This window comes from Streptomyces sp. MNU76 (assembly GCF_020982545.1).
Classification (GTDB): domain Bacteria; phylum Actinomycetota; class Actinomycetes; order Streptomycetales; family Streptomycetaceae; genus Streptomyces.
This window is the reverse complement of sequence record NZ_JAJKLK010000022.1, coordinates 236,902-253,115: the sequence shown is the minus strand read 5'-3', so window position 1 is coordinate 253,115 and position 16,214 is coordinate 236,902. Positions and strand designations below refer to the sequence as shown.

Genomic DNA, 16,214 nt, shown 5'->3' with positions numbered 1-16,214 from the left:
CCGCCGGTCGTCGTACGACGGCAGGGTCCGGGCGGAAGCGGTGGCGCTACGCGGCCGACGTGCTGCTGGTGGAGGAAGAGCCCGAGGACGACGACTTCGCGTCGGAGGACGACGAGGACGAGGTCGAGGACTTCGTGTCCGAGGAGGACGACGAGGACTTCGCCGTCGCCGGGCTGCTGCTCGACGACGAGCCACGGCTGTCGTTCCGGTAGAAACCGGAGCCCTTGAAGACGATGCCGACCGCCGAGAACACCTTCTTGAGGCGGCCGTTGCAGCTGGGGCACTCGGTCAGGGCGTCGTCGGTGAACTTCTGCACCGCTTCGAGGCCCTCACCGCATTCGGTGCACTGGTACTGGTACGTCGGCACTGGTCTTCCTCCTGGCACTCTCACTCGATGAGTGCTAACGACGGTCCATAGTGACCTATTCCCCTGGGGTCAGTCCACTGTCACCGGCACTCGGTGACCGACGACACGCGCGACGGTACGGCCGCGAGGGCTGCCCGCCAGCCGCGTACGCAGGGACAACAGGGTGACCAGGGCCAGTGCCGTACCGGCCGCCGGCACCAGGAATCCGGCGCCCGTCCACAGCCGGTCCTCCAGCTGACCGGCGGCCGTGACGGCCGCCGCCTGGCCGAGCGCGACCGCGCCGGTCAGCCAGGTGAAGGCCTCCGTACGGGCGCCCGAGGGGACCAGGGAGTCGACCAGCGTGTAGCCGGTGATCAGGGCGGGGGCGATGCACATGCCGACGAACAGGCCGAGCGCGGCGAGGACGAGCACGGAGTCGGCGGTCCACAGCGCGGAGGCGACGAGCGCCAGAGCGGTGTAGCCGACGACCAGGCGCCGCTGCGGGGCCGTCTTCCAGGCGATGGCGCCGCAGACGATGCCGGAGAGCATGTTGCCGGCGGCGAACACGCCGTACAGGACGCCGTTCAGGCCGGGCTCGCCGATCGACTCGGAGAAGGCGGCGAGGGAGACCTGCATGCCGCCGAAGACGGAGCCGATGCCCAGGAAGGTGACGATCAGGACGCGCACGCCGGGGACGGACAGGGCGGAAACGCGCTCCACGCGCGCGTGGGACGCGGGTACGACCCGCGGCTGGGTGCCGCGTTGCGCGGCGAACAGCAGACCGCCGATCAGGGTCAGCGCGGCTTCGGTGAGCAGGCCGGCGGCCGGGTGCACGGCGGTGCACAGCGCGGTCGCGAGCAGCGGGCCGAGGACGAAGGTCAGCTCGTCGGTGACGGACTCGAAGGCGGCGGCGGTGCCCATCAGGGGCGAGTCCCGGAGCTTGACGCCCCAGCGGGCCCGCACCATGGGGCCGATCTGCGGCACCGAGGCCCCGGTGGGCACGGCGGCGGCGAAGAGCGCCCACAGGGGGGCGTCCATCAGGGCCAGCGCCGTCAGGGACAGGCCTGCCGCCCCGTGGACGAGGACGCCGGGGATCAGGACGGCCCGCTGGCCGTGCCGGTCGGCGAGACGGCCGCTCCAGGGCGCGAACAGGGCCATGGAGACGCCGGTGACGGCGGCCACGGCACCGGCCGCGCCGTAGGAGCCGGTGGTGTGCTGGACGAGCAGCACGATGGAGAGCGTCAGCATCGCGAACGGCTGGCGGGCCGCGAAGCCGGGCAGGAGGAACGTCCACGCGCCACGGGTGCGCAGCAGCTGTCCGTAGCCCGGCCGGGACGCCGTGGGGGTGTTCGAGGTGTTCGAGGTGACCGTGGACGCCACGGCCGTGCCTTTCCGCCGCCTGGTAGCGCGCCCGTGCGGGGGGCGCCGAGAGCTGTCCTCTTGCGCCACTGCGGTAGATGCCGGGCCCGCGGAAGGGGGGCGTGACGGCCGCCATACGGTCGCGCCAGCTCTGCGTCAGACAGAGTTGGTCCGATCAAGTGCGCCTTCATCGTACAGGGGGATGGAGGGAATCACCTGTGAAAGTGAGCACTACGGGCGGCCGCGCCCCTGCTTCCGGAGGGTGTGAACAGTGCGAAATCTGCCCTTAATGACGGGGGCCCCTGGTGCCGTCGCCACCGCCGTCGCCCGTCCCCAGCCAGTCGGCCAGCTTGCCGCCCTGGCCGACGGCCCTGAGCCGGCGCTCCGCCTGGTCCCGGACGGGGTCGGTGGCGACGACGAGGAGCTCGTCGCCGCGTCGCAGGACCGTGGTCGGCAGGGGCACGAAGGACGTGCCGTCGCGGACGACGAGGGTGACGGCGGCACCCGCGGGGAGCCGCAGCTCGTTGACCTCGACGCCGTGCATGCGGGACTTCTCGGGGATGGCGACGGACAGCAGGTGGCCGCGCAGCCGCTCCAGGGGCGCCGATTCGATGCCTAGGTCGGCCGCCTCGTCGCCGGAGCCGCCGAGGCGCAGCTTGCGGGCAAGCCAGGGCAGCGTCGGTCCCTGGACGAGGGTGTAGACGACGACGAGCACGAAGACGATGTTGAAGATCCGGCGGCTGCCCTCGACGCCGCTCACCATGGGGATCGTCGCCAGGATGATGGGCACCGCGCCGCGCAGTCCGGCCCAGGAGAGCAGGGCCTGCTCGCGCCAGGGCACCCGGAACGGCAGCAGTGCGGCGACGACGCTCAGGGGCCGCGCCACCATGGTCAGCACCAGGCCGATGACGAGGGCGGGCCAGATGTCGTCGCCCATCTCGTGCGGGGTGACCAGCAGTCCGAGCAGGACGAACATGCCGATCTGGGCGATCCAGCCGACCCCCTCGGCGAAGCCCCGGGTGGCGGGCCAGTGGGGCAGCTTGGCGTTGCCGAGGACCATGGAGGCCAGATAGACGGCGAGGAAGCCGCTGCCGTGGGCCAGGGCGCCGGCCGCGTAGGCGGTGACGGCGATGGCCATGACGGCGATCGGGTAGAGGCCGGAGGCGGGCAGCGCCACGTGCCTCAGGCCCCAGGAGCCCAGCCAGCCCACGGCGAGGCCGATGGCGGCGCCGATCACCAGTTCCAGCGCTATCTCACCGATCAGGACGTACCAGTGCTCGACCGGTCCGGCCATGGAGAGCGAGGCGACGAGGATGACGACCGGGGCGTCGTTGAAGCCGGACTCGGCCTCCAGGGTGCCCGTCAGACGCGCGGGGAGCGGGATCCTGCGCAGCACGGAGAAGACGGCCGCCGCGTCCGTGGAGGACACGACCGCGCCGATGATGAGCGACTGCCGCCACTCCAGTCCGATCAGATAGTGCGCGCCCGCGGCGGTGACGCCGACGCTCACCGCGACGCCGACCAGCGCCAGTGAGCTGGCGGCCGGCAGGGCCGGTCCGATCTCCTTCCACTTCGTGCCGAGGCCGCCCTCCGCCAGGATCACGACGAGGGCCGCGTAGCCGATGACCCGGGTCAGGGCGGCGTCGTCGAAGTGGATGCCGCCGATGCCGTCCTGGCCCATGGCGATGCCTATGCCCAGGTACACGAGCAGGCTGGGGAGCCCGCTGCGCGACGAGATCCGGACCGCGGCGACCGCGACGAGAAGGACGAGCGAGCAGACGAGCAGGAGCTGGTTGAGATCGTGGACAGTCAGCGGGCCGTACCTTTCTTGCCGAACCGCACGTGGTTCCGAGTGTGGGACGTCGAGCACTGGATGCGGGCACGCGCGCGTGCGGGCAGGCGAAGCCGATCACGGAAACCGTGCGATTGCGGTTACATCAGTGCGAGTACTTCGTTACCTTACCTAACTCTTGACGATTTCTTGACGCTCGCGAGGGCAAGATCGAACGGCCGTTCGCGCCAGTTCCCGACTCCGCGTCAAGTCGCGTCGGGCCCTGCGCCTATGGTTGCTCCAGCGTTCAGTACAAAGCACAGCCCGACCTGCCGCTCGTGTTAGGACAGCAAGGACAGCGATGCCCACCGACACCACCCCCTCCGGCCAGCAGCCGGGCAAGTCCGGCAGGAAGAAGGGGCGAAAAGTCCGTCTTCTCCTGATCGTCCTGGTCCTGGCCATCATCGGTGGCGTCGGCTACGGGGCGTTCTGGTCCGTCTCCACCGTGCGCGCCTCCTTCCCGCAGACCAAGGGGTCGATAACCCTGGACGGTCTGGCGGGACCGGTCGACGTCAAGCGCGACGGCTACGGGATCCCGCAGATCTACGCCTCCTCCGACGAGGACCTGTTCATGGCACAGGGCTACGTCCAGGCGCAGGACCGGTTCTACGAGATGGACGTGCGCCGCCACATGACGGCCGGCCGCCTCTCGGAGATGTTCGGCGAGAGCCAGGTCGACAACGACGAGTTCCTGCGCACCCTCGGCTGGCACCGGATCGCCGAGGAGGAGTACAAGAAGACGCTCTCGGCCGAGACGAAGAAGTACCTCGACGCGTACGCCAAGGGGGTCAACGCCTACCTCGCCGGCAAGGACGGCGACGAGATCTCCGTCGAGTACGCGGCCCTCGGCTTCTCCAACGACTACCAGCCCGAGGAGTGGACCCCGGTCGACTCGATCGCCTGGCTGAAGGCGATGGCGTGGGACCTGCGCGGCAACATGCAGGACGAGATCGACCGCGCCCTGATGACCAGCCGCCTCGGCCCCAAGCAGATCGCCGACCTGTACCCGCAGTACCCGTACAGGCGCAACGGGACGATCGTGCGCGAGGGCCAGTACGACGAGCTGACCAAGACCTGGTCCGACGGGTCCGGCTCGTCGCAGAACACGGACGGCTCCACGCAGGGCACCGGGGGCACGGGAACGGGCACCGGGACGGGCACAGGCACCGCCGGCACCTCCACGGACTCCGGAGCCCTCCAGACCCAGCTGGACGGCCTCTACGACGTCCTGGAGGACCTGCCCGAGGCCGTCGGTGTGAACGGCAACGGCATCGGCTCCAACTCCTGGGTCGTCTCCGGCGACCACACCATCACCGGCAAGCCGCTGCTCGCCAACGACCCGCACCTGACGGCGTCGCTGCCGTCGGTCTGGTACCAGATGGGCCTGCACTGCAAGGCCGTCTCCGCGAAGTGCCAGTACGACGTCTCCGGCTACACCTTCTCCGGCATGCCCGGCGTGATAATCGGCCACAACGCCGACGTCTCCTGGGGCATGACCAACTCGGGCGTCGACGTCACCGACCTCTACCTGGAGAAGCTCACCGGCGACGGCTACCAGTACGGCTCCAAGGTCCTGCCGTTCGACACCCGCGAGGAGACCATCGAGGTCGCCGGCGGCTCGTCCAAGAAGATCGTCGTCCGCACCACCAACAACGGCCCCCTGCTCTCCGACCGCAACGACGAACTCGTCCAGGTCGGCAAGAAGGCCACGGTCGACCAGGACGCCCCCGACCGCGGCGACGGCTACGGCATCGCCCTGCGCTGGACCGCGCTCGACCCGGGCACCTCCATGGACGCCGTCTTCGCCATGAACAAGGCCAAGGACTGGGACGACTTCCGCGAGGCCGCCGCCCTGTTCGACGTCCCCTCGCAGAACCTGATCTACGCCGACACCGAGGGCCACATCGGCTACCAGCTGCCCGGCAAGATCCCCACGCGCGGCAAGGGCGACGGCTCGCTGCCCGCGCCGGGCTGGGACCCCGCGTACCGCTGGAACGGCTACATCGACCAGGACGAACTGCCCTACGAGTACGACCCGGAGCGCGGCTACATCGTCACCGCCAACCAGGCCGTCGTCGACAAGAAGTACCCGTACACCCTCACCACGGACTGGGGCTACGGCACGCGCGCGCAGCGGATCACCAGCCTGATCGAGTCCAAGATCAAGGGTGGCGGCAAGATCTCCACCGACGACATGCGGCAGATGCAGATGGACAACAGCAGCGAGATCGCCAAGCTGCTGGTGCCGCTGCTGCTCAAGATCGACGTCGGCGACAAGCACATCCGCGAGGCGCAGAAGCTCCTGGAGGGCTGGGACTACACCCAGGACGCCGACTCGGCGGCCGCCGCGTACTTCAACTCGGTCTGGCGCAACATCCTCAAGCTCGCCTTCGGTGACAAGCTGCCCAAGGAACTGCGCGTCGAGGGTCAGTGCCTGTCGGTCGAACCGGTCGACAGCACCGGGCCCGCCGACGAGGACCAGCGGGTGCGCGAGTGCGGCAGGCGCGACGCGGACCAGGCGCAGCCGGACGGCGGCGACCGCTGGTTCGAGGTGGTCCGCCGGCTCGTCGACGACCAGGACAACGCCTGGTGGTCCACGCCGAAGACGCGCAACCTGGACGCCGCCGATACCCGTGACGAGCTGTTCCAGCGGGCCATGCGGGACGCCCGTTGGGAGCTGACCGCCAAGCTCGGCAAGGACATCGACAGCTGGAGCTGGGGCCGGCTGCACCGGCTGTTCCTGAAGAACCAGACCCTCGGCACCGCGGGCCCCGGTTTCCTCCAGCACATGCTCAACCGCGGCCCCTGGAAGCTCGGCGGCGGCGAGGCCACGGTCAACGCCACCGGCTGGAACGCGGCGGGCGGCTACGAGGTCGTCTGGGTGCCCTCGATGCGGATGGTGGTGAACCTCGGGGACCTCGACAAGTCCAAGTGGATCAACCTCACCGGCGCCTCCGGGCACGCGTACAACGCGCACTACACCGACCAGACCGACAAATGGGTCAAGGGCGAGCTGCTCACCTGGTCGTTCTCGGACAAGGCGGTCGAGGCGAACACGAGCGACACGCTGCTGCTGAAGCCGTAGCGCTCCGCTTGGGGGCCGTTCTTCGGCTGCGGCGCCGTTGTGGCTGGTCGCGCAGTTCCCCGCGCCCCTTCTGGCCTTCGGCCATCGGGGCGCGGGGAACACTTATGTGAAGCGGCGTACGCCCGACGGCGTCACCACCGCGTGCACCGGGCGGTCGTGCTCCTCCTCGGGCACCCGGTCGACCACCTCCGTGTCGTACAGCAGGACCACCAGCGCCGGGTCGGCGCCCGCGCGGTCCAGACGGGCCAGGACGCGGTCGTAGGAGCCGCCGCCCCGGCCCAGGCGCATGCCGCGCCCGTCGACCGCCAGGCCCGGGAGCAGGACGGCGTCGGCGTCGGTCACGGCGTCCGGGCCGAGCCGCTCGCCGGCGGGTTCGCGGAGCTCCATGCGGCCGCCGTGCCGCACGCGCGCGAGCGAGGCCTCTCCCTCGTAGACGCCCCAGTCCAGGTCGTTGTCGGGCAGCAGTACCGGAAGCAGGACGCGCACGCCCCGCGCGCGGAGCGCGTCGAGGAGCGCGAGGGTGCCCGGTTCACTCCCTACGGACACATACGCCGCGACCGTGCGCGCGTGCGCCAGTTCAGGCAGATCGAGGGCCCGGTCGGCAAGGGCGCCCGTCGTTTTCCGGACGTCATCCGCCGTCAACCCAGTCCTCACCAGGAGGAGCTCTCGGCGCAACATTCGCTTGGAAAGCTCCGGTTCAGGTCCCATCCGGCTCACAGGTGACTCCAGTACTATTCGTAATCTGCTCATATGAGAACGAATTCATCGGAGCCACAGATTCCGCACAAAGGCACCGGATAGGGTTCCGCCCATGAGTGAGGCGAACCCCAGGATCAGCAAGGCTGTCATTCCCGCGGCGGGTCTGGGAACCCGGTTCCTGCCGGCCACCAAAGCGACTCCCAAGGAGATGCTGCCGGTGGTGGACAAGCCGGCGATCCAGTACGTGGTGGAGGAGGCCGCGGCGGCGGGGCTCGACGACGTGCTGATGATCACCGGCCGCAACAAGCGCCCCCTCGAGGACCACTTCGACCGCAATCACGAGCTGGAGTCCGCGCTCCAGAAGAAGAACGACGCCCACCGGCTCGCAAAGGTCCAGGAGTCCAGCGACCTCGCGACCATCCACTACGTCCGCCAGGGCGACCCCAAGGGCCTCGGCCACGCCGTGCTGTGCGCCGCCCCGCACGTCGGCGACGAACCCTTCGCGGTCCTCCTCGGCGACGACCTGATCGACCCCCGCGACCCGCTCCTGCAGCGCATGGTCGAGGTCCAGGAACAGAACGGCGGCAGCGTGATCGCCCTCATGGAGGTCGCGCCGGAGCAGATCCACCTCTACGGCTGCGCGGCCGTAGAGGCCACCGAGGACGGCGACGTCGTCAAGGTCACGGGCATGATCGAGAAGCCCGACCCGGCCGACGCCCCCTCGAACTACGCGATCATCGGCCGCTACGTCCTCGCCCCGCAGATCTTCGACGTCCTGCGCCGGACCGAACCGGGCCGCGGCGGCGAGATCCAGCTCACCGACGCCCTCCAGCAGCTCGCCGCGGACGAGAAGGTCGGCGGCCCCGTGCACGGCGTCGTCTTCAACGGCCGCCGCTATGACACCGGAGACCGTGGCGACTACCTGCGTGCCATTGTCAGACTCGCGTGCGAACGTGAAGACCTGGGCCCGGACTTCCGGACCTGGCTTCGCAGTTACGTAGCCGAGGAGATGTAGCCACATTGAGCACCGCCGCGACCCGCACCACCGGCCGGGACCACCTCTGGTCGGTGACCGAGCACCTGGAGGACATCCTCGCCACCGTCCGCCCCCTGGACCCCATCGAACTGCAACTCCTCGACGCCCAGGGCTGCGTCCTGGTCGAGGACGTCACGGTGCCGGTGTCACTGCCGCCGTTCGACAACAGCTCCATGGACGGGTACGCGGTGCGGGTCGCGGACGTCGCGGGCGCGAGCGAGGAGTTCCCCGCCGTGCTCACGGTGATCGGCGACGTCGCGGCGGGCCAGGCCGAACAGCCCCGGGTGGGCCCGGGGGAGGCCGCCCGCATCATGACCGGTGCTCCTCTGCCGCCCGGCGCCGAGGCGGTCGTCCCCGTCGAGTGGACCGACGGCGGCCTCGGCGAGGGCCCCGTCTCCGGGATGCGCGCCCGCAGCGCGAACCCCGAGGGTGCCACCGGCCAGGTCGCCGTGCACCGCGCAGCCGAGGCACGCGCGCACGTGCGCGCGGAGGGCAGCGACGTCAAGGCCGGCGAACCCGCCCTGGCGGCCGGCACCGTCCTCGGCCCGCCCCAGCTCGGCCTGCTCGCCGCCATCGGCCGCGCCTCCGTACGCGTACACCCGCGCCCGCGCGTGGTGGTGCTCTCCACCGGCAGTGAACTGATCCCGCCCGGCGACACCCTGGCCACCGGCCAGATCTACGACTCCAACAGCTTCGCCCTCACCGCCGCCGCCCGGGACGCGGGCGCCATCGCCTACCGCGTCGGCGCCGTCGCCGACGACGCCGAGACCCTCCGCTCCACCATCGAGGACCAACTCGTCCGCGCCGACCTGGTGGTCACCACCGGCGGGGTCAGCGTCGGTGCGTACGACGTCGTCAAGGAAGCCCTGGAGTCCGTCGGCGACGAGGACGAGGAGGGTGCCGGCATCGACTTCCGCAAGCTCGCCATGCAGCCCGGCAAGCCCCAGGGCTTCGGCACCATCGGCCCCGACCACACCCCGCTGCTCGCCCTCCCCGGCAACCCGGTGTCGTCGTACGTCTCCTTCGAACTCTTCGTCCGGCCCGCCATCCGCACCCTGATGGGCCTCGACGACGTCCACCGGCCGACGACCACGGCGACCCTGCGCGCCCCCAAGGCCCTGACCTCGCCCGCGGGCCGCCGCCAGTACCTGCGCGGGACGTACACCGACGGCGAGGTCACCCCCGTGGGAGGCGCGGGATCGCACCTCGTCGCCGCCCTCGCGCACGCCGACGCGCTGATCGTGATCCCCGAGGACACCGAGTCCGTCGAGCCCGGTACGGAGGTCGAGGTCGTCCTGCTCGGCTGAACCGTCGAGGGTGGCGTACCGTGTCGCGCACAACAGGCCGCGCGCCGCACCGCGACGGGCCCCGACCGGGAGCGCCACACCACCATGAGTACGCCGCAGGACCGACTGACCCACATCGACGAGGCGGGCGCCGCCCGCATGGTCGACGTCTCCGGGAAGGACGTGACCGCGCGCACCGCCCGCGCCAGCGGCCGGGTCCTGGTCTCGCCGGCGGTGGTGGAACTGCTGCGCGGCGAGGGGGTGCCCAAGGGCGACGCCCTCGCCACCGCGCGCATCGCCGGGATCATGGGCGCCAAACGCACCCCCGACCTGATCCCGCTCTGCCACCCCCTGGCGGTCTCGGGCGTCAAGGTCGACCTGGCGGTCGCGGACGACGCCGTCGAGATCCTCGCCACCGTGAAGACCACCGACCGCACGGGCGTCGAGATGGAGGCCCTCACCGCGGTCTCCGTCGCCGCCCTCACCGTGATCGACATGGTGAAGGCGGTCGACAAGGGCGCGGTCATCACGGACGTCCGCGTCGAGGAGAAGACGGGCGGCAAGTCGGGCGACTGGAGCCGGACATGACGGCCCCCACCGGTCACTCCGGCAGCACGTCGTACCGCGCCCTGGTCGTGACCGCCTCCAACCGCGCCGCCGCCGGTGTCTACGAGGACCGGGGCGGGCCTCTGATCGCCGAGGGGCTCCGGGAGTTCGGCTTCGCCGTCGACGGCCCCCAGGTCGTCCCCGACGGTGCCCCCGTCGAGGCCGCGCTGCGGGCGGGCGTCGACGCCGGCTACGACGTGATCGTGACGACCGGCGGGACCGGCGTCTCGCCCACCGACCGCACCCCGGAGGCCACCCGCGCGGTCCTCGACCACGAGGTCCCCGGCATCCCCGAGGCGATCCGGGCGTACGGCCGGGACAAGGTGCCGACGGCCGCGCTCTCCCGGGGTCTCGCCGGAGTCGCGCGCGGCACGCTGATCGTCAATCTGCCGGGCTCGACCGGCGGCGTACGGGACGGCCTGGCGGTTCTGGAGCCCCTGCTGACCCACGCCGTCGACCAGCTCCGCGGCGGCGACCACAAGAGGCCGGCCACCGGCGGCTCACCGGCCGAGGAGGGCCCCTCCAGACCTCGTGGGGGTGCGAGCTGAACAGCCCATCCTGGCCCGTGGCGCTGGTGGACGGCGAGGTCGTCCTCCGGCCCATAAGGATGCGCGACCAGCGGGTCTGGCGCGAGGTCAACCGCCGCAACCGGGACTGGCTGCGGCCCTGGGAGGCCACCATCCCGCCCCCCACGCCCAGCGGGCCCATCGCGCATCGGCCGACGTACCGTCAGATGGTCCGCCATCTGCGGTCGGAGGCGAACGCGGGCCGGATGCTGCCGTTCGTGATCGAGTACCAGGGGCGGCTGGTGGGGCAGTTGACGGTCGCCGGGATCACCTGGGGCTCCATGTGCTCCGGCCATGTCGGCTACTGGGTCGACGAGTCGGTCGCCGGGCGGGGTGTGATGCCGACGGCGGTCGCGCTCGTCGTCGACCACTGCTTCCGGACCGTCGGTCTGCACCGCATCGAGGTCTGTATTCGTCCCGAGAATCGGCCCAGCCGACGGGTCGTGGAGAAACTCGGATTCCGTGAGGAAGGCCTTCGTCCACGATATCTTCACATCGACGGTGCCTGGCGTGATCATCTCGTCTTCGCGCTGACCGCCGAAGAGGTGCCCGAGGGTCTGCTCGGCCGCTGGCAGCGGGAACGCGCACGGAACGCGCGGAACGCGGGTTCCGACGTCGGGAAGCCCGGCCAGCCGCAATAAATGAAATGCGTGTTCGAAAAATGACAGGGGTGGCGACCGGGCGACGATCAGGTTGAACGACTCGGTACGTTCTCGGCACGTTAATTTCGTGCTCTCGATGGCCCACTGATCGGATCGGTCACAAAAAAAGCTCGAAATATCAGCCAGATCGTGCGACACACCGGCTCAATTGGCGGATGGCCTCACGCAAACCCCTCTACCGTGTGAGGCGTGAGCAGCAGCGGCCTCATCTACGCAGTCATCGTCGGGGCCTGGGCCGCCTACTTGGTGCCGATGTGGCTCCGTAGGCAGGACGAGCTGAACGAAGCCCGTCCGACGGAACGCTTCAGCACCGCCATCCGGCTGCTTTCCGGCCGGGCGGGGATGGAGCGCCGATACGCCAGGGACCGGGCGCGCTCCACCGAAGAGGGGGAGCCCAGCGCCGAACCGGACGGCGTCACCGACTCGGTGGACGTCCGGGCCTTCGCCATGCCCCCGCTCCGGGAGCACACGAAGGCACAACTGCCGGTGGAGCGGGGTGAGTCACCGCAGGCCGGCCAGCAGCCGCAGCAACCGGGGAAACCGGCGACGCAGGCGCCCGAGCAGGTGCAGGCGAAGCCGGTGCCCCAGCAGGGCGGTGCGCCGGCGGCCAAGCAAGGGGCGGCCGCCAAGCAAGGGGCGGTCAAGCAGGGGCCGGGCAAGCAGGGGCCGGGCAAGCAGGGGGCGGCCCAAGTGCCCGCTCCCGCGCGGTCGAAGCGGACGGCGGGCGCACGCCGGGGCGACACGGCGGAGGCCAAGGCGCGGGCCCAGCGCTTGAAGGTGCTCGCGCGCCGACGGCGTACGACCGTGATGCTCTTCCTCGCCTTCACGCTCGGCGCGGTCGTCGCGGCGGTCGGCGGACTGGCCTTCCTGTGGGCGCCGGGGGTGCCCGCGGTGCTGCTGAGCACCTATATCGCGCATCTGCGGCACCAGGAGCGGAAGCGGTTCGCGTACACCATGGACCGACAGCAGGCCGAGGCGGCGGCGCAGCGACTGCGGGAGCGGCAGCCCCAGCGGCGGCGCCCCGCGCCGGACCCGGTCGACACCGACGAGCCGGAGGACGGACCCGAGAGCGAGGGGACCCGGACCGACCTGAGCGCGCTCGCGGCCGACCGGCGGGCCCTCGTCGAGCAGACCGACCACGCCGAGTGGGTGGACCAGCAGCGCGAGCGCCAGCGGCGCCCCGGTCAGGGCGACAGCTGGGACCCGGTCCCGGTGCCGCTCCCGACCTACGTCACCGCGCCGGTCGCGCCCCGGGCCACCTCCGGGGTCGACCTCGGCGCCCCGGACGCGTGGAGCTCCGCGCGCTCCAGCGCGGCCGACCCGCACGGCTCGTCGGGCGCCCCCGCGAACTCCCCGAGCGCCTCCGGGCGCGCGCCGGAGGGGGACGACAGCGGCGAGGGGAACGCGGAGGCCGCCGGCCCGGGTGAGGCGGCCGACGCACCCGACGGCGGCCGCTCCGACGCCCGCCGGGCCGCGTCCGCACGCCGCTCCCGGGAGCGGGGGCGCACACCGCTCTTCGACCAGTACGAGGACGGCGACCGGCCGCGCGCGGCCAACGAGTGATCTTCGCGCCCTCGGATCCCATGCTCCGCTGACCAGCCACGAGGCCGGTCGGAAGCCGGCCGGGGGCGGCCCGGGAACGGATTTCCAAGCACCGCGATCGGGATGCTAGAGTTTCACTCGTTGCAAGGGCCTGTGGCGCAGTCCGGTAGCGCACCTCGTTCGCATCGAGGGGGTCTGGGGTTCAAATCCCCACAGGTCCACCATGGACGAACTATTGGAACATACGGCCAACCGTATGCCACCCAGTAGCACGTCCAAGGTTCCCATGGCGGCGCCCTTCCCCTGATGGGGGAGGGCGCTTTCGCCGTTCTGGGGCACTGCTTCGACACAGTCCACCGAGATGGCCGCCTCGTCGTTTCGAGGCCGTTGTCGGGCGAACTGGGCGCCGTCGGAGCCCTCAGCGCTCGGGCTGGCCGCGTCAGCCGGCCGCCTGGTTCGCTCCTGCTGCACGGCGTGCAGCCGCGCGAACGGCTGCTTCAGCTCGTGTTCCAGAGACAGCCGCCCCGAGACTCCGTCTTCGTCTTCCTCGACGTACAGCCCCTCGAAGATGGCTTGGTTGAGCATCCGACGCTGTTCGTCGTTGCACCGCAGGTACAGCGCCTGCGGGTCCGCGAGGAGCTGCAAGCTCACCTCAATGAGCCGAGCTGCTTCGCCGAGGTCGTCATCGGTAACGCTGAGCCGTTGCTTCAGCCGCTGCCGCTGCCGCTCGATGTCGTGCAGGCGACTGCGGATCTTGGCTTGTGGCAGGGTTCCGTCGGCCGCCAGGTCGAGCAGGTTGTTCTCGCGTGTGTCCAGCTCGCGCAGTTCCGGTGAGAGCTGCTGGTGCAGAAGCTTGGTCGACGCCTTCTCCTCACCGATGGCCTCCGCCAGGTGTGCCCGTACGTCGGCGACGAACTGCGGGCTGAAGCGCACGCTGGCGTAGTGATCCTCGACAGCTTCCTCCAGGCGGCCGACGTTGACGTACGGCAGCTCGCAGGTGTGGCTGTAGCGCCCGGTGCAGAAGAAGTAGGTGTAGACGTTGCCGTGACGGTTCTTGGCGTGCGAGAGGATCATGCGGCTCTTGGTGCCGCTGAGGTGCTTGCAACGCCCGCAGAACAACGAGCCCTTGAGGTAGTGGTGGTGCACCCGACGCCGTTCGTCGGCCACGCTGCGCGACTCAAGGATGTCCTGTACCCGCTCGAACAGCTCGTCGTCGATGAGGTGCTCGTGCCGTCCCTTGTACTCCTGGCCTTTGAACCGTACGAACCCGATGTAGTACCGGTCCCGCAGCATGTCGGAGAGCTTGCTGATCGAGATCTGCGTCTGCGTGTACCGGCCGTTGGTCCTCATTCTGAGGCCCCGGTCGTACAGCTCGTCGGAGAGATCGGCCAGGGTGTAGTCGCCAGTGGCGTACAGCTCGAAGGCTAGCCTGATGAGCGGGCCCCGCTCTGGATCGACGATCACGGTTCGGATCTCGCGGCCGTCACCACGCTCGATGACGTTCAGGTAGCCGACCGGCGCTCGCCCCAGCGTGCCGCCGTTCTTGGCCTTCTGCTCCATCTTGTAAGCGATGTCGGCGCCGCTCTGGCTGGAGGCGTACTCGTTGATGACCGCCAGCATGCCGTGCAGCATGCGCCCGGTAGGAGTGTCGTCGATGTTCTTCTCGACGGCCGAGACCAGCTTGACGCCCAGCTTCTCCAGCGTGGCCACCATGATTGCGTCGTCCAGCCGGTTCCGTGCAAAGCGACTGAGCATGTAGACGATGACGTAGCGGACATTCGGGTGCTCCCGGATGTAGGCGATCATCTGCTGAAACTCAAGGCGCTGGTCAATACTCTTGGCGCTGCGCCCCGGATCGATGAATTCACTCGCCTTCCGAGAGTTCAGTTCCTGACCGCGCTCTTCCACCTTCTCCCGCTGCGCGGGGATAGAGATCCCTTCGGGGTTGTAGTCGGTGTTCACCTGATCCTTGGTAGACACCCGCAGGTACGCGACGTAGTCATTCCCGGTGACACGGTCGGCTGGATTCTTTACTCTTGCCATGTATTACCTCCTTCTGTTTCGGTGACCCATTCCGATTCACTGGTCACCATTTTCTTCATTTGCCTTACCACTTCCATTTTACCTCCGTTATTACTAATTACGTACAGTGACTTTACGGTTACTGGCTTGGGTGGGGCCGTTTAGGCGCCACCCTTGGCGACGAACCTAGAAAAGCCTTCCTTCGTGACCACCCGGAACATGCCCGCAGCGAACGACTCCCGAGTGGTGGACTCCGTTTTCAAAGCCGCCTCAATAGTTCCTTTGCGTCGCTCATCCGGCACCACGAAGGCCACGACAGGGAAGACCTCGTGCTCACTCTGGTGAGTGCCAGTGGCCGCATACTGCTGGTAAGTCGTGGCCTTGCGGACAATGACCGGCGTGTGCTCAGTGCCGAGGTCCGCCTCAAGGAACCAGTGGTCCTCAAACTCGCCGCCGGCCGTAATGGCGAACAAGTCCGGCTTGAGCCACTGCTTGGCACCATGCGGAGCCAAGAACGTCCTCCAGCAGTCCGGCTCACTCTCAAGGTCGACCAGCTCAATAGCACCGTTGCCCGCCAGTTCGTGAAGCTCCACCGCGAGCTCAGCCGTAGCTAGCGTATGGAACGTGAAGGCTGCCGAGGGTTCCAGATAACGACGCCGCTTTCCTTCGTCGTTGCCTTGCCGAGTGAGCCGCTCGCCAGCACTGGTCAATTGCCAGATAAGGGAATTCGAACCAGCCCGTACACCGCCGATACGCCGAAACAACCTGGCAACCAATCCATGTGACTCCAACCGCGAGAGTACGCGCATGGTGGCGACCGAGGCAGCCGCTTCGGTAGCGTGCCGCTTGGGCAGCGATCCTTCCTCTGAAGTGCCCTGCGGTGTGTGTTGACCGCCACTTGGAAAGTGCAGTCGCCGAATTAGAGCCGTGGTCAGCAGCCGATGATCGCGCAGCGATCCCAGGATGTCGAGGTCACGCTCCGAGAGCGTTGACCGTACACAAGTTATGTCCTTTTTCTTTTCCATTATCTTCCTCCCTTCCAAAAATCTTGCTGAGATCTTGGGCTTTGTTGACATGCATGTGGACGAGGTAGCGAGGGGCCAGCCGGGATGGTGAAGATGAGCAGCCAAGGCGCGTGAGTCCCTTCCCGCCTCGCGCCCCAACAGCCGCCCGA

13 protein-coding genes, 1 tRNA gene and 1 pseudogene are annotated in these 16,214 nt (G+C 69.3%); 9 read left to right on the top strand and 6 right to left on the bottom strand.

All coding sequences use genetic code 11. From position 1 onward, the window contains the following. Positions 1-46: 46 nt before the first annotated feature. From E4N62_RS36200 to E4N62_RS36190, 3 genes are all read right to left on the bottom strand, one after another. Positions 47-367 carry an FmdB family zinc ribbon protein gene (locus E4N62_RS36200; RefSeq protein ID WP_230221366.1) on the bottom strand — a complete coding sequence of 107 codons (321 nt, stop codon included), beginning with the start codon at positions 365-367 and terminating at the stop codon, positions 47-49. A 69-nt stretch (positions 368-436) separates the two neighbouring features. Next, a complete protein-coding gene (locus tag E4N62_RS36195) occupies positions 437-1,726 on the bottom strand; it encodes an MFS transporter (RefSeq protein ID WP_230221363.1) in 1,290 nt (429 codons plus the stop codon). Between the two features lie 265 nt (positions 1,727-1,991). Beyond that, a complete protein-coding gene (locus E4N62_RS36190) occupies positions 1,992-3,575 on the bottom strand; it encodes a potassium/proton antiporter (protein ID WP_230221361.1) in 1,584 nt (527 codons plus the stop codon). Positions 3,576-3,837: 262 nt separating this feature from the next. Between E4N62_RS36190 and E4N62_RS36185 the strand changes: the two genes are divergently transcribed. Next, positions 3,838-6,621 (top strand): penicillin acylase family protein, encoded by a 2,784-nt coding sequence (locus tag E4N62_RS36185; protein WP_230221358.1) that lies wholly within the window; start codon positions 3,838-3,840, stop codon positions 6,619-6,621. A gap of 102 nt (positions 6,622-6,723) precedes the next feature. Here E4N62_RS36185 and E4N62_RS36180 read toward each other — a convergent pair whose 3' ends face one another. Continuing rightward, complete coding sequence (locus tag E4N62_RS36180; protein ID WP_230221356.1) at positions 6,724-7,299, bottom strand: 5-formyltetrahydrofolate cyclo-ligase; 576 nt, start codon at positions 7,297-7,299, stop codon at positions 6,724-6,726. Positions 7,300-7,432: 133 nt separating this feature from the next. Between E4N62_RS36180 and galU the strand changes: the two genes are divergently transcribed. From galU to E4N62_RS36140, 8 genes are all read left to right on the top strand, one after another. After that, on the top strand, positions 7,433-8,335 hold the full coding sequence (galU, locus tag E4N62_RS36175) for a UTP--glucose-1-phosphate uridylyltransferase GalU (protein ID WP_230221353.1): 903 nt from the start codon (positions 7,433-7,435) through the stop codon (positions 8,333-8,335). 5 nt (positions 8,336-8,340) lie between these two features. Further along, entirely contained in the window at positions 8,341-9,663 is a 1,323-nt protein-coding gene (glp, locus tag E4N62_RS36170; RefSeq protein ID WP_230221351.1) for a gephyrin-like molybdotransferase Glp, read from the top strand. Between the two features lie 84 nt (positions 9,664-9,747). Beyond that, complete coding sequence (gene moaC / locus E4N62_RS36165) at positions 9,748-10,230, top strand: cyclic pyranopterin monophosphate synthase MoaC (RefSeq protein WP_215456021.1); 483 nt, start codon at positions 9,748-9,750, stop codon at positions 10,228-10,230. Beyond that, a complete protein-coding gene (locus E4N62_RS36160; protein ID WP_230221349.1) occupies positions 10,227-10,796 on the top strand; it encodes a molybdenum cofactor biosynthesis protein B in 570 nt (189 codons plus the stop codon). Before moaC ends, E4N62_RS36160 begins: the two co-directional genes overlap by 4 nt. A 26-nt stretch (positions 10,797-10,822) precedes the next feature. Continuing rightward, the gene (locus tag E4N62_RS36155) at positions 10,823-11,455 is read left to right on the top strand and encodes a GNAT family protein (RefSeq protein WP_308186117.1); all 633 of its coding nucleotides are present in this window, start codon (positions 10,823-10,825) and stop codon (positions 11,453-11,455) included. 210 nt (positions 11,456-11,665) lie between these two features. Further along, on the top strand, positions 11,666-13,039 hold the full coding sequence (gene glpR, locus E4N62_RS36150) for a gephyrin-like molybdotransferase receptor GlpR (RefSeq protein ID WP_230221347.1): 1,374 nt from the start codon (positions 11,666-11,668) through the stop codon (positions 13,037-13,039). A 126-nt stretch (positions 13,040-13,165) separates the two neighbouring features. Beyond that, positions 13,166-13,242 (top strand) — tRNA-Ala (locus E4N62_RS36145). A 250-nt stretch (positions 13,243-13,492) separates the two neighbouring features. Beyond that, positions 13,493-13,852, top strand: a complete 360-nt coding sequence (locus E4N62_RS36140) for a hypothetical protein (RefSeq protein ID WP_230221345.1) — start codon at positions 13,493-13,495, stop codon at positions 13,850-13,852. A 396-nt stretch (positions 13,853-14,248) separates the two neighbouring features. On the opposite strand, the pseudogene E4N62_RS49800 reads toward E4N62_RS36140, so the two are convergent. Next, positions 14,249-15,061: pseudogene (locus tag E4N62_RS49800) on the bottom strand (recombinase family protein); the annotation flags it as partial. A gap of 140 nt (positions 15,062-15,201) precedes the next feature. Beyond that, positions 15,202-16,065, bottom strand: a complete 864-nt coding sequence (locus tag E4N62_RS36130) for a replication-relaxation family protein (protein ID WP_230221340.1) — start codon at positions 16,063-16,065, stop codon at positions 15,202-15,204. Positions 16,066-16,214 lie beyond the last annotated feature (149 nt).

What these genes read in the sequence shown, in the direction of transcription:
- E4N62_RS36180 (WP_230221356.1), bottom strand. Translation starts at nt 7,299, where the DNA reads ATGTTGCGCCGAGAGCTCCTCCTGGTGAGGACTGGGTTGACGGCGGAT.
- E4N62_RS36160 (WP_230221349.1), top strand. Translation starts at nt 10,227, where the DNA reads ATGACGGCCCCCACCGGTCACTCCGGCAGCACGTCGTACCGCGCCCTG.
- galU (WP_230221353.1), top strand. Translation starts at nt 7,433, where the DNA reads ATGAGTGAGGCGAACCCCAGGATCAGCAAGGCTGTCATTCCCGCGGCG.
- E4N62_RS36185 (WP_230221358.1), top strand. Translation starts at nt 3,838, where the DNA reads ATGCCCACCGACACCACCCCCTCCGGCCAGCAGCCGGGCAAGTCCGGC.
- E4N62_RS36130 (WP_230221340.1), bottom strand. Translation starts at nt 16,065, where the DNA reads ATGGAAAAGAAAAAGGACATAACTTGTGTACGGTCAACGCTCTCGGAG.
- moaC (WP_215456021.1), top strand. Translation starts at nt 9,748, where the DNA reads ATGAGTACGCCGCAGGACCGACTGACCCACATCGACGAGGCGGGCGCC.